The sequence below is a fragment of the Prevotella sp. P6B1 genome (assembly GCF_000702825.1).
Lineage (GTDB): Bacteria > Bacteroidota > Bacteroidia > Bacteroidales > Bacteroidaceae > Prevotella.
In genome coordinates this window covers 214,931-238,997 of the sequence record NZ_JNKF01000012.1, presented here as the reverse complement: position 1 = coordinate 238,997, position 24,067 = coordinate 214,931, and the positions used below count along the sequence as shown (strand labels likewise).

At 48.2% G+C, this 24,067-nt stretch carries 24 protein-coding genes; 11 read left to right on the top strand and 13 right to left on the bottom strand.

Annotated features, from left to right (window positions below; translation table 11 throughout):
• Positions 1–88: 88 nt before the first annotated feature.
• Positions 89–1,036, bottom strand: a complete 948-nt coding sequence (cysK, locus tag T495_RS0107940; RefSeq protein WP_028902130.1) for a cysteine synthase A — start codon at positions 1,034–1,036, stop codon at positions 89–91.
• Between the two features lie 138 nt (positions 1,037–1,174).
• Positions 1,175–2,464, bottom strand: a complete 1,290-nt coding sequence (locus T495_RS0107935) for an O-acetylhomoserine aminocarboxypropyltransferase/cysteine synthase family protein (protein WP_028902131.1) — start codon at positions 2,462–2,464, stop codon at positions 1,175–1,177.
• Positions 2,465–2,660: 196 nt separating this feature from the next.
• On the opposite strand from T495_RS0107935, the gene T495_RS0107930 reads away from it, so the two are divergent.
• The 5 genes from T495_RS0107930 to cls all read left to right on the top strand — a co-directional run bounded on the left by T495_RS0107930 (position 2,661) and on the right by cls (position 7,640).
• The gene (locus T495_RS0107930) at positions 2,661–3,125 is read left to right on the top strand and encodes an Lrp/AsnC family transcriptional regulator (RefSeq protein ID WP_028902132.1); all 465 of its coding nucleotides are present in this window, start codon (positions 2,661–2,663) and stop codon (positions 3,123–3,125) included.
• Between the two features lie 61 nt (positions 3,126–3,186).
• The gene (locus T495_RS0107925; RefSeq protein WP_033148248.1) at positions 3,187–3,897 is read left to right on the top strand and encodes a TorF family putative porin; all 711 of its coding nucleotides are present in this window, start codon (positions 3,187–3,189) and stop codon (positions 3,895–3,897) included.
• Between the two features lie 15 nt (positions 3,898–3,912).
• The gene (locus T495_RS0107920) at positions 3,913–4,287 is read left to right on the top strand and encodes a DMT family protein (protein ID WP_028902134.1); all 375 of its coding nucleotides are present in this window, start codon (positions 3,913–3,915) and stop codon (positions 4,285–4,287) included.
• Between the two features lie 3 nt (positions 4,288–4,290).
• On the top strand, positions 4,291–6,225 hold the full coding sequence (dnaG, locus tag T495_RS0107915) for a DNA primase (RefSeq protein WP_028902135.1): 1,935 nt from the start codon (positions 4,291–4,293) through the stop codon (positions 6,223–6,225).
• Positions 6,222–7,640: a cardiolipin synthase gene (cls, locus tag T495_RS0107910; protein WP_028902136.1), complete on the top strand. Its 1,419-nt coding sequence runs from the start codon at positions 6,222–6,224 to the stop codon at positions 7,638–7,640. Before dnaG ends, cls begins: the two co-directional genes overlap by 4 nt.
• On the opposite strand, the gene T495_RS0107905 is transcribed toward cls, so the two are convergent.
• Together T495_RS0107905 and T495_RS0107900 are read right to left on the bottom strand one after the other, a co-directional pair.
• Entirely contained in the window at positions 7,612–8,163 is a 552-nt protein-coding gene (locus T495_RS0107905) for an RsmD family RNA methyltransferase (RefSeq protein ID WP_028902137.1), read from the bottom strand. The genes cls and T495_RS0107905 overlap by 29 nt on opposite strands.
• A gap of 15 nt (positions 8,164–8,178) precedes the next feature.
• Complete coding sequence (locus tag T495_RS0107900) at positions 8,179–8,979, bottom strand: DUF3822 family protein (RefSeq protein WP_028902138.1); 801 nt, start codon at positions 8,977–8,979, stop codon at positions 8,179–8,181.
• 172 nt (positions 8,980–9,151) lie between these two features.
• Between T495_RS0107900 and T495_RS0107895 the strand changes: the two genes are divergently transcribed.
• Complete coding sequence (locus tag T495_RS0107895) at positions 9,152–10,606, top strand: ATP-dependent RecD-like DNA helicase (protein ID WP_033148247.1); 1,455 nt, start codon at positions 9,152–9,154, stop codon at positions 10,604–10,606.
• On the opposite strand, the gene T495_RS0107890 is transcribed toward T495_RS0107895, so the two are convergent.
• The 9 genes from T495_RS0107890 to T495_RS0107850 form a co-directional block, all read right to left on the bottom strand.
• A complete protein-coding gene (locus tag T495_RS0107890; protein ID WP_028902140.1) occupies positions 10,600–11,154 on the bottom strand; it encodes a 4'-phosphopantetheinyl transferase superfamily protein in 555 nt (184 codons plus the stop codon). The two genes, T495_RS0107895 and T495_RS0107890, sit on opposite strands and share 7 nt — an antisense overlap.
• Before the next feature lie 40 nt (positions 11,155–11,194).
• Positions 11,195–11,560, bottom strand: a complete 366-nt coding sequence (locus T495_RS0107885) for a GxxExxY protein (protein ID WP_033148246.1) — start codon at positions 11,558–11,560, stop codon at positions 11,195–11,197.
• Between the two features lie 38 nt (positions 11,561–11,598).
• Entirely contained in the window at positions 11,599–12,903 is a 1,305-nt protein-coding gene (rmuC, locus tag T495_RS0107880) for a DNA recombination protein RmuC (protein ID WP_231495068.1), read from the bottom strand.
• A gap of 68 nt (positions 12,904–12,971) precedes the next feature.
• Entirely contained in the window at positions 12,972–14,537 is a 1,566-nt protein-coding gene (locus T495_RS0107875; RefSeq protein ID WP_051651928.1) for a helicase HerA-like domain-containing protein, read from the bottom strand.
• Between the two features lie 63 nt (positions 14,538–14,600).
• Complete coding sequence (locus tag T495_RS0107870; protein ID WP_033148245.1) at positions 14,601–15,533, bottom strand: peptidoglycan DD-metalloendopeptidase family protein; 933 nt, start codon at positions 15,531–15,533, stop codon at positions 14,601–14,603.
• 155 nt (positions 15,534–15,688) lie between these two features.
• On the bottom strand, positions 15,689–16,249 hold the full coding sequence (locus T495_RS0107865; protein ID WP_033148244.1) for a C40 family peptidase: 561 nt from the start codon (positions 16,247–16,249) through the stop codon (positions 15,689–15,691).
• 90 nt (positions 16,250–16,339) lie between these two features.
• Positions 16,340–18,433 (bottom strand): ATP-dependent DNA helicase RecG, encoded by a 2,094-nt coding sequence (recG, locus tag T495_RS0107860; RefSeq protein ID WP_033148243.1) that lies wholly within the window; start codon positions 18,431–18,433, stop codon positions 16,340–16,342.
• Positions 18,433–19,170 carry a 2-C-methyl-D-erythritol 4-phosphate cytidylyltransferase gene (locus T495_RS0107855; RefSeq protein WP_033148242.1) on the bottom strand — a complete coding sequence of 246 codons (738 nt, stop codon included), beginning with the start codon at positions 19,168–19,170 and terminating at the stop codon, positions 18,433–18,435. The genes recG and T495_RS0107855 overlap by 1 nt, the downstream gene beginning before the upstream one ends.
• Positions 19,170–19,742, bottom strand: a complete 573-nt coding sequence (locus T495_RS0107850) for a DJ-1 family glyoxalase III (RefSeq protein WP_028902147.1) — start codon at positions 19,740–19,742, stop codon at positions 19,170–19,172. The genes T495_RS0107855 and T495_RS0107850 overlap by 1 nt, the downstream gene beginning before the upstream one ends.
• Before the next feature lie 107 nt (positions 19,743–19,849).
• Between T495_RS0107850 and T495_RS0107845 the strand changes: the two genes are divergently transcribed.
• The 5 genes from T495_RS0107845 (at position 19,850) to T495_RS0107825 (ending at position 24,049) form a co-directional block, all read left to right on the top strand.
• Entirely contained in the window at positions 19,850–20,734 is an 885-nt protein-coding gene (locus tag T495_RS0107845) for an NAD kinase (RefSeq protein ID WP_028902148.1), read from the top strand.
• A gap of 470 nt (positions 20,735–21,204) precedes the next feature.
• Positions 21,205–22,020 carry an ATP-binding cassette domain-containing protein gene (locus T495_RS0107840; RefSeq protein ID WP_033148241.1) on the top strand — a complete coding sequence of 272 codons (816 nt, stop codon included), beginning with the start codon at positions 21,205–21,207 and terminating at the stop codon, positions 22,018–22,020.
• A gap of 6 nt (positions 22,021–22,026) precedes the next feature.
• Positions 22,027–22,827, top strand: a complete 801-nt coding sequence (locus T495_RS0107835) for a hypothetical protein (protein ID WP_155993528.1) — start codon at positions 22,027–22,029, stop codon at positions 22,825–22,827.
• A 36-nt stretch (positions 22,828–22,863) separates the two neighbouring features.
• The gene (locus T495_RS0107830) at positions 22,864–23,703 is read left to right on the top strand and encodes a hypothetical protein (protein ID WP_155993526.1); all 840 of its coding nucleotides are present in this window, start codon (positions 22,864–22,866) and stop codon (positions 23,701–23,703) included.
• Positions 23,687–24,049 carry a GntR family transcriptional regulator gene (locus T495_RS0107825; RefSeq protein ID WP_033148238.1) on the top strand — a complete coding sequence of 121 codons (363 nt, stop codon included), beginning with the start codon at positions 23,687–23,689 and terminating at the stop codon, positions 24,047–24,049. The genes T495_RS0107830 and T495_RS0107825 overlap by 17 nt, the downstream gene beginning before the upstream one ends.
• Positions 24,050–24,067: the final 18 nt, after the last annotated feature.

Sequence of the window (24,067 nt, the reverse complement as noted above, 5' to 3'; positions counted from 1 at the left end):
GAATGTGCACAAATCGAGTGTTTTGTGCAATAAAAACCCGATGCTTGTTATAGCACCGGGCCGTTAACACTCTCTCTATGATACGTTTTTAAAGTGGATAATCTTCAAAGGCATAGAGCACTGTACTCAGATAGCGTTCACCTGTGTCAGGCAGTAATACCACAATTTTCTTACCTTTGTTCTCTGGGCGTTTGGCCACCTGGATGGCTGCGTAGAGGGCAGCACCTGCGCTGATACCTACCAGCAGACCTTCGCTCTGGGCAATCTCACGACCTGTGCGGATCGCGTCGTCGTTCTCTACATCAAACACCTCGTCGATCACATTGGCATCGTAGGTCTTGGGCACAAAGCCTGCACCGATACCCTGAATCTTGTGAGGGCCGCTCTGACCACCATTGAGTACTGGGCTCGACTTGGGCTCGACAGCGATAATCTTCACGTTGGGATTCTGTTCCTTCAGGAATTTTCCTGTACCGCTGATGGTTCCACCTGTACCTACACCGCCGATGAAAATATCTACCTGACCATCGGTGTCGCGCCAGATCTCAGGACCTGTGGTGGCATAGTGCTTAGCTGGGTTGGCTGCATTTTCAAACTGTTGCAGAATCACTGCGCCTGGGATAGAGTCGCGCAGTTCCTCGGCAGCGCGGATGGCACCTGGCATACCGTCTTTACCAGAGGTGAGGCGAACCTCGGCACCGTAGGCCTTCACCAGGTTGCGACGCTCTACACTCATGGTCTCAGGCATGGTAAGGATCAGATGGTAGCCTTTGACGGCTGATACCAGTGCCAGTCCTACGCCCGTGTTTCCAGATGTTGGTTCGATGATGGTGGCGCCTGGCTTCAAGATGCCTTTTGCTTCGGCATCCTCAATCATGGCCAGTGCGATACGGTCTTTTACACTGCCGCCAGGGTTAAAGAACTCTACTTTGGCAATGACGGGAGTCTCGAGTCCCTTTGCCTGTGAATACTTGTTGAGCTCAAGCAGTGGGGTGTTGCCCACGAGCTCTGTCAGTTGTTTAGCAATCTTTGTCATAATCCTTACCTTATTTTTTTATTAATAACTCATCTTTGTTTTATTGTGAACTAATCACGGTGCAAAGTTACAACTTTTTTCGCATACCCACAATCATCTTACTGTGGTATTTTACATACCATAAATAGGGTATAATGCTTAAATCTGGTCGAGAGCCTGCTTCAAATCGTCGATAATGTCGTCGATATGCTCTGTTCCGATGCTCAGACGGACGGTCGATGGGGTGATGTGCTGCTCGGCCAGTTCCTCAGGCGAAAGCTGTGAGTGCGTGGTGGTGTAGGGGTGGATCACCAGGCTCTTCACGTCGGCCACGTTAGCCAACAGCGAGAAGATCTGCAGGGCATCGATAAACTTCCATGCTTCTTCCTGTCCGCCTTTGATCTCGAAGGTGAAGATAGAACCGCCACCATTGGGGAAATACTTCTGATACAGTTTATGGTCGTGATGGCTCTCGAGGGCAGGGTGGTTCACCTTGGCAATCTTGGGATGGTTGGCAAGGAAGTCTACAACCTTCAGGGCATTCTCTACGTGGCGCTCTACGCGCAGACTCAGTGTCTCAACTCCCTGTAGCAGGATGAAGGCATTGAAGGGCGAGATGGCAGCACCGGTATCACGCAGGATGACGGCACGGATGCGGGTGACATAGGCGGCTGCACCTACTGCATCGGCAAACACGATGCCGTGATAGCTGGGATCGGGCTTGGCGAGGGTGGGGAACTTGTCGGGGTTCGCTTTCCAGTCGAACTTGCCACCATCAACAATCACACCTCCTAATGAAGAGCCATGACCACCTAAGAACTTGGTTGCCGAGTGAACCACGATATCAGCACCATGCTCCAGCGGACGGATAAGGTATGGGGTGCCGAAGGTGTTGTCAACGATGAACGGAATACCATGCTTGTGGGCTACGGCTGCTACACCTTCCAGATCGAGCACGTCGCTGTTGGGGTTGCCGAAGGTCTCTGCATAAACCACTTTGGTGTTAGGCTGGATGGCTGCCTCAAGAGCCTCAAGGTCGTTCACGTTGACAATCGTATTGCTGATGCCCTGTGTGGCTAAGGTATGGGTAATGAGGTTATAAGAACCACCGTAGAGGTTATCGGCTGCTACGATATGGTCACCATTCTGTACAATATTCTGCAGGGCGTAAGTGATAGCGGCAGCACCACTGGCAACGGCCAGACCGGCTACACCACCTTCGAGAGCTGCTACACGATCCTCGAATACACCTTGGGTAGAGTTGGTCAGACGACCGTAGATGTTACCTGCGTCGCGGAGACCGAAACGGTCGGCGGCGTGCTGACTATTATGGAATACGTACGATGTGGTCTGATAGATGGGCACGGCGCGTGCGTCGGTAGCGGGGTCAGCCTGCTCTTGGCCTACGTGGAGTTGCAATGTCTCAAAACGATAATTCTTTGTACTCATAATCTAATCCTTTCTATTTTTTATTTGTTATACATTCTTTTTATTAAAACTTTCTGGGTGCAAAGGTAAGTGGTTTAGAAAAATCTACCAAATTTCTTGTTTATTTCAGAAAATATACCTAAATTTGCGGTCGATAAAGAATAAGTTTCCAATTCGGGCTGTCTGATTGCCCACAAACAGAATAAAATTCCAAATTATGGCAGAAATCTTAGACGAAACTGACCTGCAGATACTGAAAACGCTGCAAAAAAACGCTAAATTGACCACAAAAGAGCTGGCTGATGCGGTACATTTAACCCCAACACCCGTGTTTGAACGCCAAAAACGTCTCGAACGTCAGGGGTACATCAAGAAGTATGTGGCCATTCTTGACCCTGAGAAACTGAACCAGGGACTGCTGGTGTTCTGTAAGGTGAAGTTGCAGATGATTAATCATGAGATGGCCGACTCGTTCACACGTCGTATCATGCGTATTCCTGAGGTTACGGAGTGTTATAATACCTCGGGTGCTTACGATTATTTACTAAAGGTACGCGCGCGAGACATGAAACAGTATCAGGAGTTTGTGCTCAATAAATTAGGTGATATCAGCAATATCAGCGCCATTGAGAGCACCTTCGTCATGAGCGAGATTAAACAGAATTATGGACTTAATATTTAAGTAAAAAGTGTGTTTTTTGACTGAAATGTTGTAACTTTGCACCGGTATTAATATTGAGATCATGAAGAAATTTGTGTTTTTTGTTCTTGCATGGCTTGCCGGAACTATTGTTGTTGAAGCACAGGAACAAGTTGAGGCTTCTGTCGAGGCTGATGTAGTGAGCCAGTATGTTTGGCGTGGTATGGATATGGGACATGTATCGATACAGCCTACACTGGGTGTAGGTTATAAAGGCCTTTCACTGAGTGCTTGGGGGAGTGTTGGTTTGACTGATTCGAATGATCCTCGTGAGATCGACCTGACGCTGAGTTATACCACAGGCCGATTCAATATTGGCATTACTGATTACTGGATGACGGAGGGACTTGATCCACAGAATCGTTACTTGCGTTATAACGCACACTCAACCAACCATGTGTTCGAGGCTAATGTGGGTTACGATTTCGGATTGTTATCGCTGCAGTGGTACACCAACTTTGCTGGTAATGATGGTAAGACCTGTTGTGACCATCGTGCCTACAGTAGTTATGTGGAGGCTGGCGTTCCTTTTAAGTTAGGGGGCTGTGATTGGCAGGCAACGGTGGGAGCCGTACCTTTCTATACCGACTACTATAATGCTGATGGCTTTATTGTCAACAATGTGTCGTTGCGTGCTGAGCGTGATATCAAGATGACTGATTCGTTCTCTCTGCCAGTGTTTGCACAGATAGCTGTCAATCCCAGTACAGAACATACTTATTTCGTATTCGGTTTTACTCTGAAAGCATTTTAAACAACAGATAATCATATGGCAAACGGAATATATACCATCCTGCTACTCATTATGAGTAATGTGTTCATGACCTTTGCCTGGTATGGACACTTACGATTGCAGCAATCGGGCGTGTCGTCTAACTGGCCGCTATATCTCGTTATCGCTTTCTCGTGGATGATAGCCTTCTTCGAGTACTGTTGTCAGGTTCCAGCTAACCGCATTGGTTTTGTGGATAATGGTGGTCCTTTCAATCTGGTACAGCTGAAGGTCATTCAGGAGTGCATCTCGTTAGTGGTGTTTGCTGTCATTGCCAACCTCATCTTCCAGCACGAGCAGTTACACTGGAATCATGCTGCCGCTGCACTTTGCCTGGTAATGGCTGTGTACTTTGTGTTCATGAAACCATAGTGTATGATTGACAGAGAAACGATTGACAAGATACTCGATGCTACCAATATCGTAGATGTGGTCAGCGAGTTTGTGACGCTAAAAAAGGCGGGCGTAAACTATAAGGGTTTATGTCCGTTCCACGATGATAAGACGCCATCATTCATGGTGTCGCCCACCAAGCAGATCTGTAAGTGCTTCTCATGCGGCGAGGGTGGTACGGCTATCAACTTCCTCATGAAGCATGAACAGATCACCTATCCAGAGGCGCTGCGTTGGTTGGCTAAGAAATACAACATCGAGATTCAGGAAAAGGAACTGACTGACGAGGAGAAACGGGAACAGAGTGACCGTGAGTCAATGTTCATTGTCAACGAGTGGGCGATGAACTACTTCAGTGACGTCCTGCATAACGATCCTGATGGCGTAGCCATCGGGCGTCAGTATTTCCGTAGTCGTGGCATCCGCGATGATATTGTCGAGAAGTTCAACTTGGGTTTCTCGCTCCCTAAGCGTGATGCGCTGGCCCTTGCCGCCAAGAAGGCAGGCTATCAGGAGGAGTACCTGCTCAAGACCGGTCTTTGCATCAAAGGCGAGAAGGGCGTGTACGACCGTTATGCAGGTCGTGTCATCTTCCCTTGGTTCAATGTCAGTGGTAAGGTGGTGGCCTTTGGTGGTCGACTGCTTGATGCGCGTACTAAGGGTGTGCAACAGAAATACGTGAACTCGCCCGACTCAGAGATCTATCATAAGGAGCGTGAGCTTTATGGACTCTATCAAGGCAAGAAGGCTATTGCTAAGGAGGACTGTGTGTATATGGTGGAGGGCTATACCGATGTGATTGCCATGCATCAGTGCGGACTGGAGAATGTGGTGGCTAACAGTGGTACGGCGCTCTCTAAACATCAGATTAAATTGTTGCGCCGTTTCACGCCTAACATCATCCTGCTCTACGATGGCGATGAGGCTGGAATCCATGCCGCGATGCGAGGAACAGATATGCTGCTGGCCGAGGGCATGAAGGTCAGGGTGTTGCTGTTGCCTGACGGCGACGATCCGGATTCTTTCTCTCGCAAACACACGGCTACGGAGTTCAAGGCTTATATCGAGGAACATGCTGAGGACTTTATCTCGTTTAAGACTAAACTGACGGTTGAGAACGTGACCGACCCCGTGAAGCTTTCCGAGGCTATCGGTGGTATTGTAAAGAGCATCTCGGTGGTCGATGATAACCTGTTGCGCGATCAGTATCTCACCCAGTTGTCGCGACGTCTGGGCATCAAGGAGGATACACTGCTCAACTCGATGAACGGTATGATTATCCGCGACCGCGAGGAGAAGGAAAAGGAATACAATCGTGAACAGGCCCAGAACGCTCAGCAGTTGGAGCGTGAGGCACAAGGTAAGCCGATGGCCATCGGTCTGCACACCATTAACGACCAGATGAAGCAGGTGGAGGATTTGCTGATGATAGCTATTGTGCGCGATGGCGAGAAGGTGATATACGAAAACGTGCCGACAGAAGACGGACAGACCGTTAACTTCACTGTGGCGCAGTTTATCAGTTATGATATGGAATCAGACAGGCTCAGCTTCCGCAGTAACCCTATTTATAACCAGATGCTGCATGAGGTGGTAGCACATTGTGGTGAAGAAGGCTTTAAGGCGGAGGAATACCTGACGCGACACCCTGATTATGAAATCAGCTCGATAGCTGCACACATGGCCGTTGACCGCTATCAGCTCGGAAAAGGTTTCCAGTTGAAAGAGCGCGAGGACGGCTTGCGCCAGCGTGTGGAGCACTTGGTGCTCGACTTCCGCTACTATTGTCTGGGTGCCAAGGTGAAGGAATTGAAAGAGGCAGTGGATACGTGTAAGGGTGACTTCAGGGCTGTCCTGAGGGAATTTCAGGAAGTTGACGCAATATATAAAGAGGTGGCAAAGAAACTGGGACGATGAGTTGGTTTAATATCATATGGCTCGTGTACTATGTGGTGGTGACTATCGCCATCGTACACGTCGTGATGGACAACCGTCAACCCGCCAAGACGATGGCCTGGGCCATGGTGATTTACTTTATCCCGGTCGTAGGCATTGTCTTCTATCTCTTCTTTGGTATCAACCACCGCAAGGAGCGCTATATCAGTGAGCGTTCCATGAACCAGCTCACCAAGCGTTCCATGCTGGAGTTTGTCGAGCAACAGAATCTGCGACTTCCTGATAAGCACAAACCGCTGATTGACCTTTTTGTCAATCAGAATCTGGCCCTGCCGTTCAAGGATAATCTCGTGGATATCTGTACGGATGGCTACCAGTTCATTGCCGAGCTGATGGAGGACATTGGACGTGCCCAGGATCATATCCATATCGGCATGTATATCTTTGCCGATGACCCGTTGGGTATGATGGTGGCCGATGCGTTGATCGACAAGCGTAATGAGGGTGTTGAGGTGCGTCTGGTTTACGATGATGTGGGCTGCTGGAATGTCAGTCACCGTTTCTTCGAGCGTATGCGTGAGGCAGGAATCGAGGTGCGCTCGTTTATGCCTGTACATTTCCCTTCATTCACCAGTAAGGTGAACTATCGCAACCATCGTAAGATTATCGTCATCGATGGTAAGGTGGGGTATATCGGTGGTATGAATATTGCCCAGCGTTATGTGAAAGGCACCAAAAATCTGGCTTGGCGTGATACGATGCTGCGCATCAGCGGCGGTGCTGTACATGCGCTACAGCGCGCTTTTCTGGTCGACTGGTATTTTGTGGATCGTACGCTGCTTTCCGATCGCAGATATTATCCGCGTTGCGAGGATATCACGAATAACTGCCTGGCTCAGGTGGTGACCAGTGGTCCAACCACGCCTTATCCAGAGATCATGCAGGGATATGTGCGTATCATTCTGGGTGCCAAGCGCTATCTGTATCTCGAAACACCTTATTTTCTACCCAATAATCCAGTACTGTTTGCCCTCAAGACGGCCGCTTTAGGGGGCGTCGATGTCAGGGTTGTTTGTCCCCGTCATAGCGATGCTAAATTCGTAGAGTGGGCCAGTTGTAGCTATTTGCGCGAGGTGATGGAGGCTGGTGTGAAGGTGTATCTGTATGAAGCCGGATTCCTGCACTCAAAACTGCTGGTATGCGACGATGCCATCACCACCTGTGGCTCTACCAATCTCGACTTCCGTAGCTTTGAAAATAATTTCGAGGCAAATATCTTCTTCTTCGACGAAGGGATGGCACTACGCATGAAAAACATCTTCTTGCGCGATATGGAGCATACCATATCGCTTGAGGAAGCCAAAGACCGTATGCACAACGGTTTCTTTGTGAGACTGTGGGAAAGTGTTACAAGGATGCTTTCGCCTCTTTTCTGAATATCGAAAAGTTGACACTACCGTAACAGCGATGCTCAACAAAGTAGGGGGCATCAGAAAAGTCGTGCTCCTTACCATGCTCAAACACCAAGATGCCATCATCCTTCAGCAGATCTTTCTCAAATATCAAACCAGGTATGGTGGGCAGCTCCTTCAGAGCGTATGGGGGGTCGGCAAAGATAAAGTCGAACTGCTGCTTGCATGATTTGATATAACGGAAAACATCACCACGCAACGGTAGGCAGACGTTGGTATCCAACTTCTTCAGACAGTCTGTGATAAAACGGTGGTGATCGCGGTCCATCTCAACACTCACCACGTGCTCGCAACCGCGCGATACCAGCTCGAGCGAGATGCTACCAGTGCCTGAGAACAGGTCGAGGGCATTGATACCTTCGAAATCGATATATCTGGTGAGCACGTTAAAGATGTTTTCCTTAGCAAAGTCGGTCGTAGGACGTGCCTTGAACGTACGGGGTATATCGAAATGACGCCCCTTATAGATACCTGTGATGATTCTCATGATTTGCTGTTTTTTTTATCGTCCTTTGGTGATGAGCGTCATCAGATCATAGGGCATACCTTTAATCTTGGTTGCGGGGGCCTCCTGGAATTCTGCCGAGGCATTGATGACGTAGGCATTCTGCAGATAGCGCTTCAGCTCCTCCAATAGCCATTCCTCTTCTGGTATGGCTCCTAAGATATGGAGTTCGTCGTGCTCAGGTTGCAGGCGCAACTGCTTCCATACGTAGAGCAGATAGTAGAGCGCATCATGGGCGTTGGATGTGTCGAAGGTATTACAGAACTTGAAACGGTTCTGCTGGAAACTGAAGATTTCCAACTGTTTGCCGTGGAAGTAACCATACAACTTGTTGCGATGGCCTGTGAAACTGCGCTGATGCAGCTGGCGCCATACTGGACTCATGGCGTGGATATAGTCCACACCGCCTTCGAAGCGGTCACGAATCACGGTGTCCAGATTCTTGTTGATGGCGAAGATACACACCGCTTTCAGGTCGGGCAGGACGTTATACAGGATCACACGTTTCTCCTGACCAGCAGGGAACGAAAAAGAGAAAAGTGTCTCCATCTCATTCTCGTCAAACTGTTCGATAGGTACCAGGAGTGATGGGGTGTCGATCAGTATCTGAACCTTGTCGATCTTGTCGCTCAGGACGTCAGGTGTCTTGAAAGCCTCACGCAGATTGGCCGACATGGAGATGCCGCCGCGAACCACGTAGGGACGATACTGAATAGACTGCTCAGTGCCGGGGGCATCGAGTAAGGTGAATGAGAGCGTGTTACGCCCAATGCGAATAATCGTTTTCTTCACGTTCATCTATTTTGCGTTCATCACACTGGCTACGCATAGTGCAAGCAATGCTGCAGCAACCACAGCCAGAAGAATTGTGACTATTTTTTGATTCATCTGCATAACTGGGTGCAAAGGTACTATTTTTTTTTAAATGTTGAATATTAAATGTTAAATTTTTCGTAACTTTGCATCCGAAATGATAAGCGATGAGTTTAAATTCCGTATCCGGGAGGCCTTGGGCATGGTGCCTACGGCTGAGCAGGAGCATGCCATCGACGTGTTCTCGCTCTTTATGACCGACCGGGATGACCACGTGGTGATGATTCTGCGTGGATCAGCTGGTACAGGTAAGACCACGCTGGCTGGTGCCGTTGTGCGTGCGATGACATCGCTTAAGCAGAAGATGATCCTGCTGGCACCTACAGGGCGTGCAGCCAAGGTCTTTTCGCTCAATGCCGGTCATCCTGCCTATACTATCCATCGACGCATCTACCGGCAGAAGATTGCTGGCGACATCATTCCCGGCCTAAGGTCGCCTACCCGTAGCCTTTCGTCGTTTAATCTTAACTTCAACAATCATCACGATACCTTGTTTGTTGTCGATGAGTCGTCGATGATTGCCAATCTGGGGTATGGTGAGAGTTCGTTTGGTTCAGGCTGTCTGCTCGATGATCTGATGCAGTTTGTGTATTCTGGTACGAACTGCCGTTTGCTGTTGGTGGGCGATAAGGCACAGTTGCCACCTGTAGGCGAAGATGAGAGTCCTGCCTTGATGAGTGATGTGTTACGTGGCTACGGCATGCGTGTCTATGAGTGCGACCTGAATCAAGTGCTCCGTCAGAGCGAGGATTCTGGTATCCTATGGAATGCTACGCAAGTCAGGGGGATGATGGCTGATGGCGGATGGAGCCTGCCTAAGATCCGCTTTCATGGTTTCCCCGATATCGTCAATGTGACAGGCGATGAACTGATAGAATCGCTGGCTACCAGCTATAGTCGTGCGGGTATGGATGAGACAATGGTTATCACTCGCAGCAACAAGCGCGCCAATATCTATAATCAAGGTATCCGTAATATGGTACTCGATCGCGAGGATGAGCTCTGTCGAGGCGACCAGTTGATGATAGTCAAAAACAATTATTACTGGACCGAAAAGTCTAAGGATATATCATTCCTTGCTAATGGCGACATTGCCATCGTTCAGCGCGTACGCCATATCCACGAACTCTACGGTTTCCGTTTCGCCGAGGTTACCATGACGCTGCCCGATTACGACGACTACGAACTCATTGCTACGGTCATACTCGACTCACTCACCACCGAGGCTCCGTCGCTCACGCGTGAACAGCAGGATCAACTCTACAATGCTGTGATGGAAGATTATGCCGACATCCCAACCAAGCTCGAACGCATCAAGAAACTGAAGGAAGATAAGTATTACAACGCCTTGCAGATAAAGTTTGCCTATGCAGTCACTTGTCATAAGGCTCAGGGTGGTCAGTGGGCGCATGTCTATATTGACCAAGGTTATATGACCGACGATATGCTCACACCCGACTATATCCATTGGCTCTACACTGCCTTCACCCGTGCCACCGAACGCCTCTATTTGGTAAACTGGCCTAAGCCCCAAATCGATGAGGCTTACTGACAGATGGTATAGATATACCGCTGTTGCTCAACAGTAGTATATTGATATTTGGTGGTATCGATGAGTGTTTTTACATCGTGGGTGATACCGGTGCCCATGAGTTTTGAGGTGGCTTCTTTCATGGTCCACAGACGGATGAAAGTGGTTGCCGGATCAGACGATGATGAGATTTCTACTTTTTCTTCATCGTTCATCGTGTAGTTTACCAGACTATCCTTAAACTCACGGATAGATTCAATATCCACACCAACGGGTTTGTTGCTGATAGCGCAGATGGCGGCCTCTTTGCAGTGGCTCAGGTTGAAGTATATCTCAGGATGACCTACGATGGTGGGTTTACCATGTTCGTTGTATTCGAAGATGGGATTGCCTGTTAAGCCGTACTCCTTCTGCAGTCCTTCTTTTAATAGTTGATAGGCCAGCACACAGAGTCGCTGCCCTTGTTCATGCTTGAATTTCAGGGCCTGTTCGCGCCGTTGCTCCGAAATATCCTTCAACGCCGCCTCCAGATCAAACTTCCATATATCCTCGCTTATATATATTCCCATATTCAGATTATTTTTGCAACGGACTACAGGACTTAAGGACTTAATCTTTTAGATAAACCCTTTTGTAATCTCTTCCCTCACCAAAATTAAGCAATAACCCTACTTTTAATTTTGTTATAGTAAGATAGTTTATTAATTGAGCACTATGTGCAGGTACTAATTTAGATACAGCTTTTAACTCCAAGATAATCTTGTTATCAACAACTATGTCTGCTACAAACTCACCGACTTTTTTGTCTTTATACATCACGGTAAGAGGCTTTTGCTTTTCATATGGAATATTGAGTTCCTCTAATTCAATGCACATAGCATTCTCATATACAGACTCTAAATAACCTGTACCTAAGACATTCAATACATTGAAATAAGCCTTCAAAATATTACCTGATAATTCTTCGTATAACATAAAAAAGTCCTTGAGTCCTGTAGTCCGTTGCAAAATATTTACTCTAATCCAACTTCTGGGAGGGGAATCTTGCGGTTGGGATTTTCCTTGGCACCTAAGGTGATGAGCTCCTGGGCTTTTTGGGTGACGCTTTGGCGACCAGTGATGAGCTTATTGTTGGTGTTGTCGTAAGCCTTCTGTACAGCCTCAATCTTTGTACCCAGGTCATTGTAACGCTGAACGAAATCGCCCAAACGATCAAGCAACTGCTCGGCCAGACCGAATACCTTCTCCTGGTTCTCGGCCTGCTGGTTCTGTACCCAAGCAATATGAATCATGTGCAATATTCCTAATAGGTTCTGCTCACCTGTAACAAACACCTTCTTCTCAAAGGCCTCGCGCCATAGTGTGGGGTCGTTGGCCAATGCCAACTGTAGCGATGACTCGAACGGCACAAACATAATCACAAAGTCAATCACGTCGCGACCGTTCTTCACGTACTTGGAATAGTCCTTGCGTGCTAACTCGTTGACATGCTGACGCACACTCTTGATATGATCCTGCAGATAGCGTTCCTTCTCCTCGGGTGTCTCGGCATTCACATATTTCTCGTAGGCCACCAGCGATACTTTTGAGTCGATGATGGCATCCTGTCCCTGTGGGTAGTGCAGTATGACATCGGGCTGCATCTCGCGACCTGTTTCGTCGTGCTTCATCGGACGTCCCAGCTCATCGCGCAGACGTGCCTGCACCTCGTAGTGGATACCTTCGGTGAGTCCCTGCGATGTCAGCAGGTCGCCCAGTATGATCTCGCCCATGTTTCCGCTCACCTTATTGTCACGGCGCAACACATTGGTCAGGCTCTCTGCCTTCTCGCCCAACTGCTGTGTTTGCTGCATCATCATCAGCATCTGCTCGCGGAACGAAGCCGAATGGGCTGCTGACTCCTTCTGATTATCGTTGATGGCCTTCTGCATATTGGCTATCGCATCCTTCAGCGGTTGGGTGATGCCCGACATGGTCTCGGTATTCGACTCCTTCAGCTTGGAGGCGCTCTGTTCCAGCAGTTGCTGCGCCATATTCTTGAATCGTGCCTCGTTGCGCTGCAGTTCTTCGGTCATCTGCTGATGTAGCAGCTGCAACTCACGTCCCTGCGATTCGGCCTTGGCGTGCAGGTCTCTGTTCTCGGCTTCAAGATGCTGTACACGACTGGTCTTCTCTGCCAGTTGTTCAGTTTTCATCTTCAGCTCTATATCAGCCTTACCGCCTGCAATGCGCAGGGCATCCATACGGCGGTCCATCAGCAGATAGAGCACCAGGGCACCTACTGCTATTCCAATAATCACATATATCACAACCATCATCTTTTTGCTAATTTTTCTGCAAAGGTAATAAAATTCTGCATAATGTGTACCATTCGCAGGAAAAAAAACTATTTGATGAGGTTACCGAGGATGTCGCGAGTGAGTTCCTTGGTGATGGTACGGGTGGCAGCGCTGGTGGCATTCTTTACAACACGTCCCTTGGCTGAGGTCCTCGACTTGGTTTTCTTGCCTGTAACCTTATCGCTGACATAAGTTCCCAACATCGTGGCGAGGGTAGAGGTGATGGCGGTCAGGATAGCCTTGCCCACTTTGCTCCAGATGCCTGCCTTCTTCTTCCCTTTAGTCTCTGGTTGAGGTGCCTCTGCATGTTCTTGCTCCTGCAGAGCCCGATCGGCTTCTGCCATCAGCACTTCGAAAGCACTCTCGCGATCCACAGGAGTGTCGTACTTGCCATAGATGCGGCTCTGCTTGATGATGTCTAATCTCTGGCCCTCGGTAACAGCTCCAATCTGTGAGAGTGGGAAGAGTATTTTGGCACGTTCCACCATGCTGGGAGCGCCCTTCTCGTCAAGGAAACTGACGAGTGCCTCACCCGTCTCGAGATTCATGATGGCTTCGTCGGTTTTGAAATCAGGGTTGGGACGGAAGGTGTCGGCAGCGGTCTTAACGGCTTTCTGATCTTTTGGAGTATAGGCACGCAGGGCGTGTTGTACACGGTTACCTAACTGACCTAAGATATTTTCGGGAATATCTGTTGGGCTCTGTGTGATGAAATAGATGCCCACACCTTTCGAACGGATGAGGCGGATCACCTGTTCAATCTTATCCAGCAGAGCTTTGGATGAGCCGTCGAACAGCATGTGTGCCTCGTCGAAGAAGAATACGAGTTTTGGCAATGGCAGGTCGCCTACTTCGGGGAGGGTAGAGTAGAGCTCGGAGAGCAACCACAGCAGGAAGATGGAATAGAGTTTGGGTTGCATCATGAGCTTGTCGGCTGCCAGCACATTCATGATGCCTTTCCCACCTTCAGTCTGCATCAGGTCGAAGATATCGAATGAGGGCTCGCCGAAGAACTTCTCGGCCCCCTGATTCTCCAACTGGAGTAGGGCACGTTGGATGGCACCTACTGAGGCAGAAGAGATATTGCCGTATTTGGTGGTGTACTCTTTGGCATGTTGTGAGACATAATCGAGCATGGCGCGCAGATCCTTCAGGTCGAGAATCAGCAGACCGCGCTCATCGGCTATGCGGAACACGATATTGAGTACACCGTCCTGTGTTTCGTTGAGGTCAAGCAGGCGTGATAGCAGTTGTGGTCCCATCTGACTGATGGTAGCGCGCATGGGGTGTCCTTGCTCACCATAGACGTCGAAGAAGCGTACTGGACAGCTCTGGAACTCGGGCGACTCGATGCCAAATTCTGGCATGCGCTTCTCGATGAAACCACTCAGCTTACCAGCCTGAGAGATACCCGAGAGATCACCCTTCATATCGGCCATGAAACAGGGAACGCCTGCTTGGCAGAATGTCTCAGCCATCACCTGCAGGGTGACGGTCTTGCCCGTACCTGTTGCACCTGCAATTAGACCATGACGGTTAGCCATCTTACCAGTGATACTCAGTGCTCCGTTTTTGCAGTGGGCTATGTAAAGCCCTCTTTCCTTATCGAACATACGCTTTTTGATTTTAGGTTAGTAAAAAAAATCCCGTCGGCTTGACGGGATTCTATATGAGTTTTAATTGTATTTCAAAATTTGTCCAGGTTTCAAGCGGATTGTCTTGCCGATGTGGTTCAGCTGACAGAGCTTGGCAACCGTGGTGTGATGCTTGCGGGCAATAGCCTGCAGGGTATCGCCTTTCTTCACCTTATGGAAGTGTACATTAGATGTACGTGCGGGTGATGCAATGGCCAGTTCGTCGTCCTGATCGCTATCGCTGGTGCTAATGCCACCAACGCCGCGCAGACGTGTGGCCTGAGCCGACTCAGATGCATACTTATTACGCTTGAAATAGTAGAAGTCGCCTACAACATCCTGATTGCGGAAGTCGAACATCAGTGCTGGGTTCAACGCTACACCACAGAGACGGGTCTCGAAGTGCAGGTGAGAACCTGTGCTACGACCTGTGTTTCCACCCAGTCCAATAGGATCACCTGCCTTGACCTCCTGATTCTCAACAACCAAGTGCTTAGACATGTGACCGTAGATGGTTTCCAATCCATTGTGATGGCGGATGACGACATATTTTCCATAACCTCTTGGTTCGTATTTCACGATACGGATCTTTCCGCTGAATGCAGCGCGGATGGTATCACCGATATACACCTTGATGTCGAGACCTTTGTGCTGACGTCCCCAACGGGCACCAAAGTTTGATGTAAGCACACGGCTATCGGTAGGCATATGGAAGCCTCTCAAGTCGATGCGGAATGAATCGGGGAGTGTAGTCTCGTTATGAGCATATACGTTGTTCCAGTCCTCGTAGAGGTCGGCTGAAGGGTTGTATTTCTCTTCCTGCTCGATGATTCTCTTCAGAACCATTGAATCTACAGCCTTCATTTTGCGATCAACTGGAGCCTGTTTGGCTAACAGATCCTGAGCGGACACAGGTACCGCCACAAAAGCTGCAAATGCTATCAGAAAAAATTTTTTTATACTTGTAAAGTTCATATTCTTTAGTTGAGTTAATATCAAAATGTCAAAAAATTCCGGTGCAAAGGTACTAATAATGTATGAAAATCCGGAAAATATTGGTGTTTTTTGTTCACTTTTAACACTTTACACCTGTTTTTTTCCTTTTTTGAGTCCAAAATAGAGAAATATCTCTATAGTTGAACTCGCCTTGCACCTATGTAACGCTTAGCGTAACCAGAGTCGGTAGAGTTGCTGATTTTGATGCCGTCATTGGTGCTGGCGTGGATGAAAGTGAATGTGCGACTGATGGGGTTGACATCAACCACAATTCCTACGTGACCAACGCCTCGACCAGAACGGGGACTGGTAAAGAATACCAAGTCGCCACACTGCAACTCGTCGCGAGTGATGGGGGTATTACGTGCATACTGGTCTCTCGAAGAGGCACCAATAAATACATCTGTCTGCTGCTTGTAAACATAGCTGGTGAAACCTGAACAATCAAAAGCACTGGGACCTTTGGCGCCAGAACGATAGCGGGTGCCCAGATGAGAGAAGGCTTCGCTCATCAACATCTCTGTGCGCTCGAATGCCTCGTTCAGATTATCCTGTGGCCCATAAATGAAATCGAAATTGCCAATCTCAGCCTCCTCGCTGTTCTCATCGGGAGCCTGATCAGGATTAACCTTTCCAAGAGCAAGATCGCTCATAGAAAGCATCATCATCAGCGCAAAAATAAACAATTTCTTCATTTGACTACTATTTTGAAAAAGATTTCTGGTTGCAAAGGTATGATTTTTTTTTGAAATACGTGTGCGGTAACAGCGCGAGTTAACATAGTTTTAGGAAATAGCCGCCCAATTAATATTTGTTTTACGTAATTGGCGCAGCCTGTTCCATAACATGCTGAATTTCTCGGAGTTACAATTTGGGTCCTCGTCAATAATCTTTTGTGCCTCGTCGCGGGCCATCTGTACAATCTGTCCGTCGCGGGCTATGTCAGCAATCTTTAAATCGAAAGCCATACCGCTTTGCTGGGTGCCTTCCAGGTCGCCAGGACCGCGCAGTTTCAGGTCGGCTTCAGCAATGCGGAAACCATCGTTGGTGTCGCACATGATGTCGATACGTTTGCGGGTGTCGTCGCTCAGTTTGAAGGGGGTGACGAGGATGCAATAAGACTGGTCGGCGCCACGACCTACACGGCCGCGAAGCTGGTGTAACTGGGCCAGTCCGAAGCGTTGGGCTTCGAGAATAACCATCACTGATGCGTTAGGAACATTTACGCCTACTTCGATAACCGTTGTGGCTACAAGTATCTGAGTTTCACCTTTTACAAACTTCTGCATCTCTTCCTCCTTGTCCCTCGGTTTCATACGTCCGTGAACCTTGCTCAGGCGGAATTCCGGGAACGCCTCTTTCAGTACTTCGAAGCCATCTTCCAGATTCTTCAGGTCGCTCTTGGCGCTCTCTTCGATCAGAGGGAATACGATGTACACTTGTCGTCCTTCTTGAATCTGTCGGATGATGCCGTCGTAGAGTGAGGTCATGCGCGAATCGAAGACATGTGTGGTTTGTACTGGCTTACGACCAGGTGGTAACTCATCGATCACGCTCACGTCGAGGTCGCCATATAGGGTCATCGCTAATGTGCGGGGGATAGGGGTGGCAGTCATCACCAAGACGTGGGGTGGATTCGCGCTCTTGCTCCAAAGCTTGGCACGCTGAGCCACACCAAAGCGGTGCTGCTCATCGACCACCACAAAGCCTAAGCGGGCAAACTGCACGGTGTCCTCGATGACCGCATGGGTGCCCACAAGGATATGGATGGTGCCGTCTAAAAGCCCTTCGAGCACTTCTTCGCGTCGTTTGCCTTTAACGATACCTGTGAGCAGAGCTACACGAAGGTTCATATCCTTCAGAAATCCCATGATGGTCTGCAGATGTTGTTCTGCCAGGATTTCTGTTGGTGCCATGATACAGGCCTGATAGCCGTTGTCGATGGCAATGAGCATCGACATCAGGGCTACCAGTGTCTTGCCGCTACCTACGTCGCCTTGCAGCAAACGGTTCATCTGGCGTCCTGACCCCATGTCTTTGCGTATTTCCTTAATCACACGCTTCTGGGCACCTGTGAGTGGGAAGGGGAGATATTGGTTGTAGAAGGTGTTGAAAACCTCGCCGATGGTGGGGAATACGTAGCCGCGGAACTTGCGGCGCTGATCGCTCGCGTACCTTAATATATTAAGCTGGATAAAGAACAGCTCCTCGAACTTCAATCGCAGTCGGGCTCGTTCCAGGTCCTTGGCGTTCTGCGGATAGTGCACCGTGCGCAAGGCTTCGTCGCGACCTACCAGATGCAAGGGCTGGTAGATAAAATCGGGGATGGTTTCGGGCTGAGGCGGCAGTTTCTCAATCAGCGTTTTTGTCAATCTTTCGATGGCACGCGAGTTGAGACCGCTCTTCTTCATCTTCTCGGTGGTGTTGTAGTAGGGCTGAAGACCCATACTTGATAAGTCGACTTTCGAAGCGTCGTCCAGGTCGGGATGGGTGAAGTTGATACGGTTGTTAAACACCGTTGGTTTGCCGAAGACCAGATATTTGGTTCCTATCTTATAATTCTGCTTAGCGTATTTCCCGCCATTAAACCATGTGAGGTCGCAGATGTCGGTGCCATCAGTAAAATGTGCTACTACACGCTCTTTGCGTGGGCCCATAGCGTAGGTCTCGAAACTCAGGATATGACCAACCACTTGTACAAAGGGCATATCGCCTGTAAGCTCGTGGATGGTGTACACCTTCGAGCGGTCTACATATTTGTAGGGGTAATACTCCAGCAGGTCACCATAACTCTCAATGCCGAGCTCATTGCTCAGCATTTTCTTGCGGTTGGGGCCTACCCCAGGTAAATATTTTATATCCTGATCTAATATATCCATTAAATTAAAACCTCTGCGATTTTTAAGTCGTATGGGGTGGTAATCTTGATGTTTTCGCGGTTGCCTTCTACGAGGGTGATGTTATAGCCGAATGCTTCAACTACCGAGGCATCATCAGTAAAGCCATCGTTATATGGCTGTTTGTTTGCGTCCTTGACCTCCGGTCGAGACTGCTCACGCTCGGCAGAACCCAAACACGTTTGGTTCTGCGCTTGCTTATACGCAGCCTTGAGCAGTTGGATGTCGAACGTCTGTGGTGTCTGCACCAGTCGATAGTCATCGCGAGGTACTGTTTTTGATTGCTCGCCTTCCAGATGGCGAACGGTCTCAACAACGGGGATGACTGGAATGACGGCCTTTTTTTCTCTTGCTGTCGTATAGCAATTACGAATCACCTCGATGCTGGGGAATGGGCGCACGCCATCGTGCACACCTACCACGCCGATGGCATCATCGGGCACCTTGGCCAGTCCGTTCTGTACGGAGTGGAAACGTGTCTGTCCGCCATTAGCTAAGGTGTAGTCCACGTCGAAATGATACTCTTCGCAAAGTTGATGCCAATAACCCTGTTGGGCCTCAGGCAATACCAGGATAATCTGGATATCCTTCGAGTACTCGCGGAATCGCTCCAGTGTGCGCATCAGCACGGGCTTGCCACCTATGGGCAGAAACTGCTTGGGAATATCGCTTCCCATGCGTAAACCCTTACCGCCTGCTACTATTATAATGTAGTCCATTATTTCTGCATTAAGTGCTTGAAACGCATGCCTTCGGCTATCTGGTCTGAGGTCTGCTTGTCGACCAGCTGAGCCAGCAGCTCGTAGGCGTATGGGAAGGCAGCGGCAGGCCCCTCAGCCGTGGTCACGTTACCATCAACGGTCACCAAGTCGGCAGTATAGGTAGCGCCATTTTCTGCAAGCGCTTTCTCGAATCCAGGATAGCAAGTGGCTTTTTTGCCTTGAAGGATGCCTAATGGCGCAAGCACCACACCTGGGGCGGCGCAGATGGCAGACACTTTCTTGCCTGCGGCAAACTGGGCTGTTACAGCCTGGCGCACGCCAGCGTGCTCAAACAGATTGCTGGCACCAGGCATACCGCCTGGCAACATGAGCAGATCAGCATCGCCAAACATACCCTGCTCGAACAAGATGTCGGCCTCGATATTCACGCCGTGAGCCGACGTTACCAAAGGAAATTCTGAGATGCTAACCGTAGTCACATCCACGCCTCCACGACGTAATACATCTATAGGAATCAAGGCCTCTACATCCTCGAAACCTTCTGCCAGGAAAACATAAACTTTAGCCATAATATTCTTGATAATTTGTTATTCTGACGGCAAAGATACAATTTTTTTTTGTACGAATCGCACGAATTACACGAATTTTTATATCTTTGCACCCAAAAGATACAAGAATGAAACAGCGTAAACTCAGGTTCGCCCTGTTGGGCAATATTTATCAGGCCCGTAAGTCGGCCAGTATCCAGAAGGTGCTCTCAACGATAGCCAACTATGGCGCAGAGCTCTATGTGGACATGGAGTATTATTACTTCTTGAAAGATCATCAGCGTCTGGATGTGAAGGCCACAAAGGTTTTCTCGGATAATGACTTTGATGCTGATTTTGTGATTTCGATGGGAGGTGATGGTACATTCCTGAAGGCGGCTTGCAGGGTGGGTAATAAGAATATTCCTATCTTGGGTGTGAATATGGGGCGACTGGGATTCTTGGCCGATATCAGCCCCGATGATATTGAGCACTGTCTGAGGGCGCTATATAACGATGATTATGCGGTAGAGAGTCGTGCGTTGATACAGGTTGAGGTTGATGGTGCGCCTTTGGGCGAGTGCAGCTATGCGCTGAACGATGTGGCCATCCTGAAACGTGATACGGCATCGATGATTTCGATACGTGCCAATGTCAACGGACAGTATTTGAACACGTATCAGGCTGATGGACTGGTGATCTCTACACCAACTGGTTCAACGGCTTATTCGCTCTCTAATGGTGGTCCTATCATCGTGCCTGGCACCAAGGTGTTCTCGATGACGGCTGTAGCGCCTCACTCGCTGAATGTGCGCCCCATTGTGCTGGCTGATTCGTCGGTGATCGAACTCGATGTGGAGAGCCGCTCTCATAACTTCCTGGTGGCTATCGACGGTCGATCAGAGAAATGCAAAGAGGGCACGAAGATTGTGCTCCGTCGCGCCCCCTTTGATATCAAGGTTGTTAAGCGTTCTGATCATCGCTATTTCAACACCCTACGCGAAAAAATGATGTGGGGTGCTGATACCCGCTGATTACTTTACTACAAAATCGATGGTTTTCAAGTCCTTAGTCCCACCTTCTCCTCGGGCGTGAGCAGACTCAGCAAGTTTGGTATCGAACGATGAGAAAAAAGTTTCAATTCGCCTATACCCGAACGATCGTTTGCGTATAGGCGCACAATCGTTTGGGTATAGGCGAATAATCGTTTGCGTATAGGCAAACGATATTGTAGTAGGCTCATTGTACCTGTTTACCTTACTGTTTGTACCTGCAAAGCTTAGTATTTGTACCTTGAAAACTAACTAGTTACATTTTTGCGAACAACAATTGCTATGCTTTTTATTTATGTACGCGCGAGGGATGGGGTGCTAAATAGTGTTAACGAAATGGAGATTTTTGCATAAAAGCTTGGAGCGTATTGTTTTTTATTCTACTTTTGCAGTGTACTATTAAAGTGGTACACTATAACACTTAGCATTGAACATTAAAAATAGATAGAATTATGATCGAGGTAAACAACATCAGTTTTAAGTATGCAGGGCAGAAGAACCTGGTATTCGATGATTTCAGTCTGGAACTGAAGCAGGACAATATTTATGGCTTGTTGGGTAAGAACGGTACAGGTAAGAGTACACTGCTTTACCTGATTGCTGGACTGCTGCGCCCCAAGAAGGGTACTGTTAGCTTTGATGGTATTGAGACCAAGTTGCGCCGCCCTGAAACACTGCAGGATATCTTTATTGTTCCTGAGGAGTTCGACCTGCCCGCTATGTCGCTCGATGAGTATGTGAAGATCAACCGCCCCTTCTATCCCTTGTTCAGCACTACTGTACTGGAAGGCTGTCTGAAGGATTTCGAGTTGACCAGCGATGTGAAGCTGAACGCCCTCTCAATGGGACAGAAGAAAAAGGTGTTTATGGCCTTTGCCTTGGCTACAAACACTCGTGTGCTGCTAATGGACGAGCCTACCAACGGACTGGATATCCCATCGAAGAGTCAGTTCCGCAAGGTGGTAACACAGTATATGACTGGCGATCGTACGCTCATTATCTCTACCCATCAGGTGCACGATGTAGAGTCGCTGTTGGATCATATCCTGATTCTCTCACCACAGAAGCTGTTGCTCAATGCCAGTGTGGCTGATATTCAGGATAAGTACACCTTTGAGTATCGTACGCCTGCCGAGATGGACGATGTGCTTTATGCCGAGCCTTCGCTTCAGGGTAATGCCGTGATTGCACCACGCAAGGAGGATAGTGCTGAAACTCAGGTTAATTTGGAGTTGCTGTTTAATGCTGTAAACGAAGGTAAAATTTAAGAAGCTATGATACAGTTTAATATACATAGGTTTGCCAATGTGGCTCGTTGGTCGTTCACTAACGACAAGAGCTACTACGTGCGCACACTGCTCCAGATGTTTGTGGTGTTGACATTGATATTCTTGTTTTTCACCACGAGCTTTTACTGGTTGAGAGGCGCTGATACGGGTTATAGACCTTGTTGCGTGGTTGTGGTGCTGATGTTTATCATTCAGATAGCCATAGGGCCATCGATGATGTTCAACAGTATGAAGGGAAAATACGACAAACAGGCCCTGTTGCTGTTGCCCGCCTCTAATTTCGAGAAGTACCTGATGCGCTACACCACTTGGATATATGTATTGGGTCTTACGTTTGTAGCTTACTTTGGTGCCGACTTGGTGCAGTATGTGATTAACTGGCTGATAGGTAATAATCCGCAGTTTGTAACAGGTGCTCTGTTCGGTCGCTTAAATCCTTTCACAGTTAATTGGGAAGCCATTGGCTCAAAGAAGGTTACGGTTATTAACGCCCTGATTATTTTATTTCTTTGGGTGCAGTCGTGTTTCGCCCTTGGTGCCACCTTCTTCCGTTCGCACAAGTACTCGTGGATTCTTACCATCTTGGTGCTCATCTTCTTGTCGATGATACAAACATGGTTGTTCCCTATTTCTTACGAAAAACAGTTTGATATGATTCACGGTGATGCTATGACGCTGCTTCATATCTCTGATGCAGTTTACGGTATTTGGGGTATTGTTAACTACTGGCTGTCGTACAAGATCTTCTGCAGAACTCAGAACATTGGCAAATTTGTGAACCTGTGATGAATTGAAGAATTTAATAGTTGAAAAATTGGAGTTATGAACAGTTTCGATATTAATAGATTTGGAAAGGCCTTACGCTGGGTGATAAGTGTCAACTTTCGCTCATCTTTGATGTGGGCCTTGGGATTAATGCTGGGTGTTTTTCTGGGCGAGATGATGATATTGGGCATATTCCGTTCTACAGAACCTGTAGGAACCCATACTGGTAGCCTGGCTGCATTCTTTGTGGTTTACATCATTATAGGTGTAGTGGTAGGTATTTGTAACCTGTTTGTCGAGCTGGATAAGAAACCAAATCGCCAGGCATTCCTGATGCTGCCTGCTACCAACTTAGAGAAGTTTCTGGCAGCCACCATATTCTCTACTGTATGTGGAATCCTGACGATGTACCTGTCGTTTATCGTTGGTGATACGTTGCGTGTGGTGTTCCGTGGCCTGTTCTATGGCGATTCGTGGAATTCGTTTATTTTCCCGGAATTGTTTAAGATGATGACATTTGATGGTATAAGTTCATATCATTCATTGGGTTATCGCCTGATATCTCTGGCATTTTTGGTTAGTGGACTGGTGTGGCTGCACTCTTTCTATACCCTTGGTGGCACACTGTTCCGCAAGTATGCGTTCGTCATCAGCAGTTTGGTGCTGGTAGCAGGTTTTACCATGTTGGTTTGGTTTTCGAAGAATCACGAAATCAATATGTTCTGTACCTATTACGTAGAAGGTGTTGGCATGGTTGAAAAGGTAGGCACCATCGCCTATATACTTACAGCATTCTTCGCTGTATTCTCTGTGGTGAATTACTGGGCATCGTTCCGTATCTTCAAGAGATTTGAATTAATTACTAATAAGTGGATGAATTATGACTTTTACAAATGATAAACCGATTTACATCCAGATGGCCGACAGGCTGTGCGAGGAAATCCTCTCGGGTGTATATAAAGACGATGATCGCATCCCCAGCGTACGTGAGTATGCCGTGTTGCTCGAAGTAAACACTAATACCGCTGTAAAAGCTTACGAACAATTGGCTCGCGAGGAAATCATCTACAACAAGCGTGGACTGGGTTACTTTGTAACGCCAGGTGCCAAGAATCAGATTCTGAAAGCACGCAAACAGGAGTTTATGAAAGAGCGACTGCCAGAACTGTTCCGTCAGATGCAGCTGTTAGGCATTACGTTAGAGGATGTTAAAAATGCGTATGCTGCAACTTTTGGTGAGTAAGCTACGTCAAAAAGATGA

Coding starts and splice junctions, on each gene's coding strand:
- T495_RS0107885 (WP_033148246.1), bottom strand. CDS start 11,560: ATGTTATACGAAGAATTATCAGGTAATATTTTGAAGGCTTATTTCAAT.
- T495_RS0107835 (WP_155993528.1), top strand. CDS start 22,027: ATGATACAGTTTAATATACATAGGTTTGCCAATGTGGCTCGTTGGTCG.
- cls (WP_028902136.1), top strand. CDS start 6,222: ATGAGTTGGTTTAATATCATATGGCTCGTGTACTATGTGGTGGTGACT.
- T495_RS0107840 (WP_033148241.1), top strand. CDS start 21,205: ATGATCGAGGTAAACAACATCAGTTTTAAGTATGCAGGGCAGAAGAAC.
- T495_RS0107895 (WP_033148247.1), top strand. CDS start 9,152: ATGATAAGCGATGAGTTTAAATTCCGTATCCGGGAGGCCTTGGGCATG.
- rmuC (WP_231495068.1), bottom strand. CDS start 12,903: ATGATGGTTGTGATATATGTGATTATTGGAATAGCAGTAGGTGCCCTG.
- T495_RS0107890 (WP_028902140.1), bottom strand. CDS start 11,154: ATGGGAATATATATAAGCGAGGATATATGGAAGTTTGATCTGGAGGCG.
- recG (WP_033148243.1), bottom strand. CDS start 18,433: ATGGATATATTAGATCAGGATATAAAATATTTACCTGGGGTAGGCCCC.
- T495_RS0107900 (WP_028902138.1), bottom strand. CDS start 8,979: ATGAACGTGAAGAAAACGATTATTCGCATTGGGCGTAACACGCTCTCA.
- dnaG (WP_028902135.1), top strand. CDS start 4,291: ATGATTGACAGAGAAACGATTGACAAGATACTCGATGCTACCAATATC.
- T495_RS0107865 (WP_033148244.1), bottom strand. CDS start 16,249: ATGAAGAAATTGTTTATTTTTGCGCTGATGATGATGCTTTCTATGAGC.
- T495_RS0107870 (WP_033148245.1), bottom strand. CDS start 15,533: ATGAACTTTACAAGTATAAAAAAATTTTTTCTGATAGCATTTGCAGCT.
- T495_RS0107845 (WP_028902148.1), top strand. CDS start 19,850: ATGAAACAGCGTAAACTCAGGTTCGCCCTGTTGGGCAATATTTATCAG.
- T495_RS0107930 (WP_028902132.1), top strand. CDS start 2,661: ATGGCAGAAATCTTAGACGAAACTGACCTGCAGATACTGAAAACGCTG.
- T495_RS0107830 (WP_155993526.1), top strand. CDS start 22,864: ATGAACAGTTTCGATATTAATAGATTTGGAAAGGCCTTACGCTGGGTG.
- T495_RS0107905 (WP_028902137.1), bottom strand. CDS start 8,163: ATGAGAATCATCACAGGTATCTATAAGGGGCGTCATTTCGATATACCC.
- T495_RS0107850 (WP_028902147.1), bottom strand. CDS start 19,742: ATGGCTAAAGTTTATGTTTTCCTGGCAGAAGGTTTCGAGGATGTAGAG.
- T495_RS0107935 (WP_028902131.1), bottom strand. CDS start 2,464: ATGAGTACAAAGAATTATCGTTTTGAGACATTGCAACTCCACGTAGGC.
- cysK (WP_028902130.1), bottom strand. CDS start 1,036: ATGACAAAGATTGCTAAACAACTGACAGAGCTCGTGGGCAACACCCCA.
- T495_RS0107855 (WP_033148242.1), bottom strand. CDS start 19,170: ATGGACTACATTATAATAGTAGCAGGCGGTAAGGGTTTACGCATGGGA.
- T495_RS0107920 (WP_028902134.1), top strand. CDS start 3,913: ATGGCAAACGGAATATATACCATCCTGCTACTCATTATGAGTAATGTG.
- T495_RS0107875 (WP_051651928.1), bottom strand. CDS start 14,537: ATGTTCGATAAGGAAAGAGGGCTTTACATAGCCCACTGCAAAAACGGA.
- T495_RS0107825 (WP_033148238.1), top strand. CDS start 23,687: ATGACTTTTACAAATGATAAACCGATTTACATCCAGATGGCCGACAGG.
- T495_RS0107925 (WP_033148248.1), top strand. CDS start 3,187: ATGAAGAAATTTGTGTTTTTTGTTCTTGCATGGCTTGCCGGAACTATT.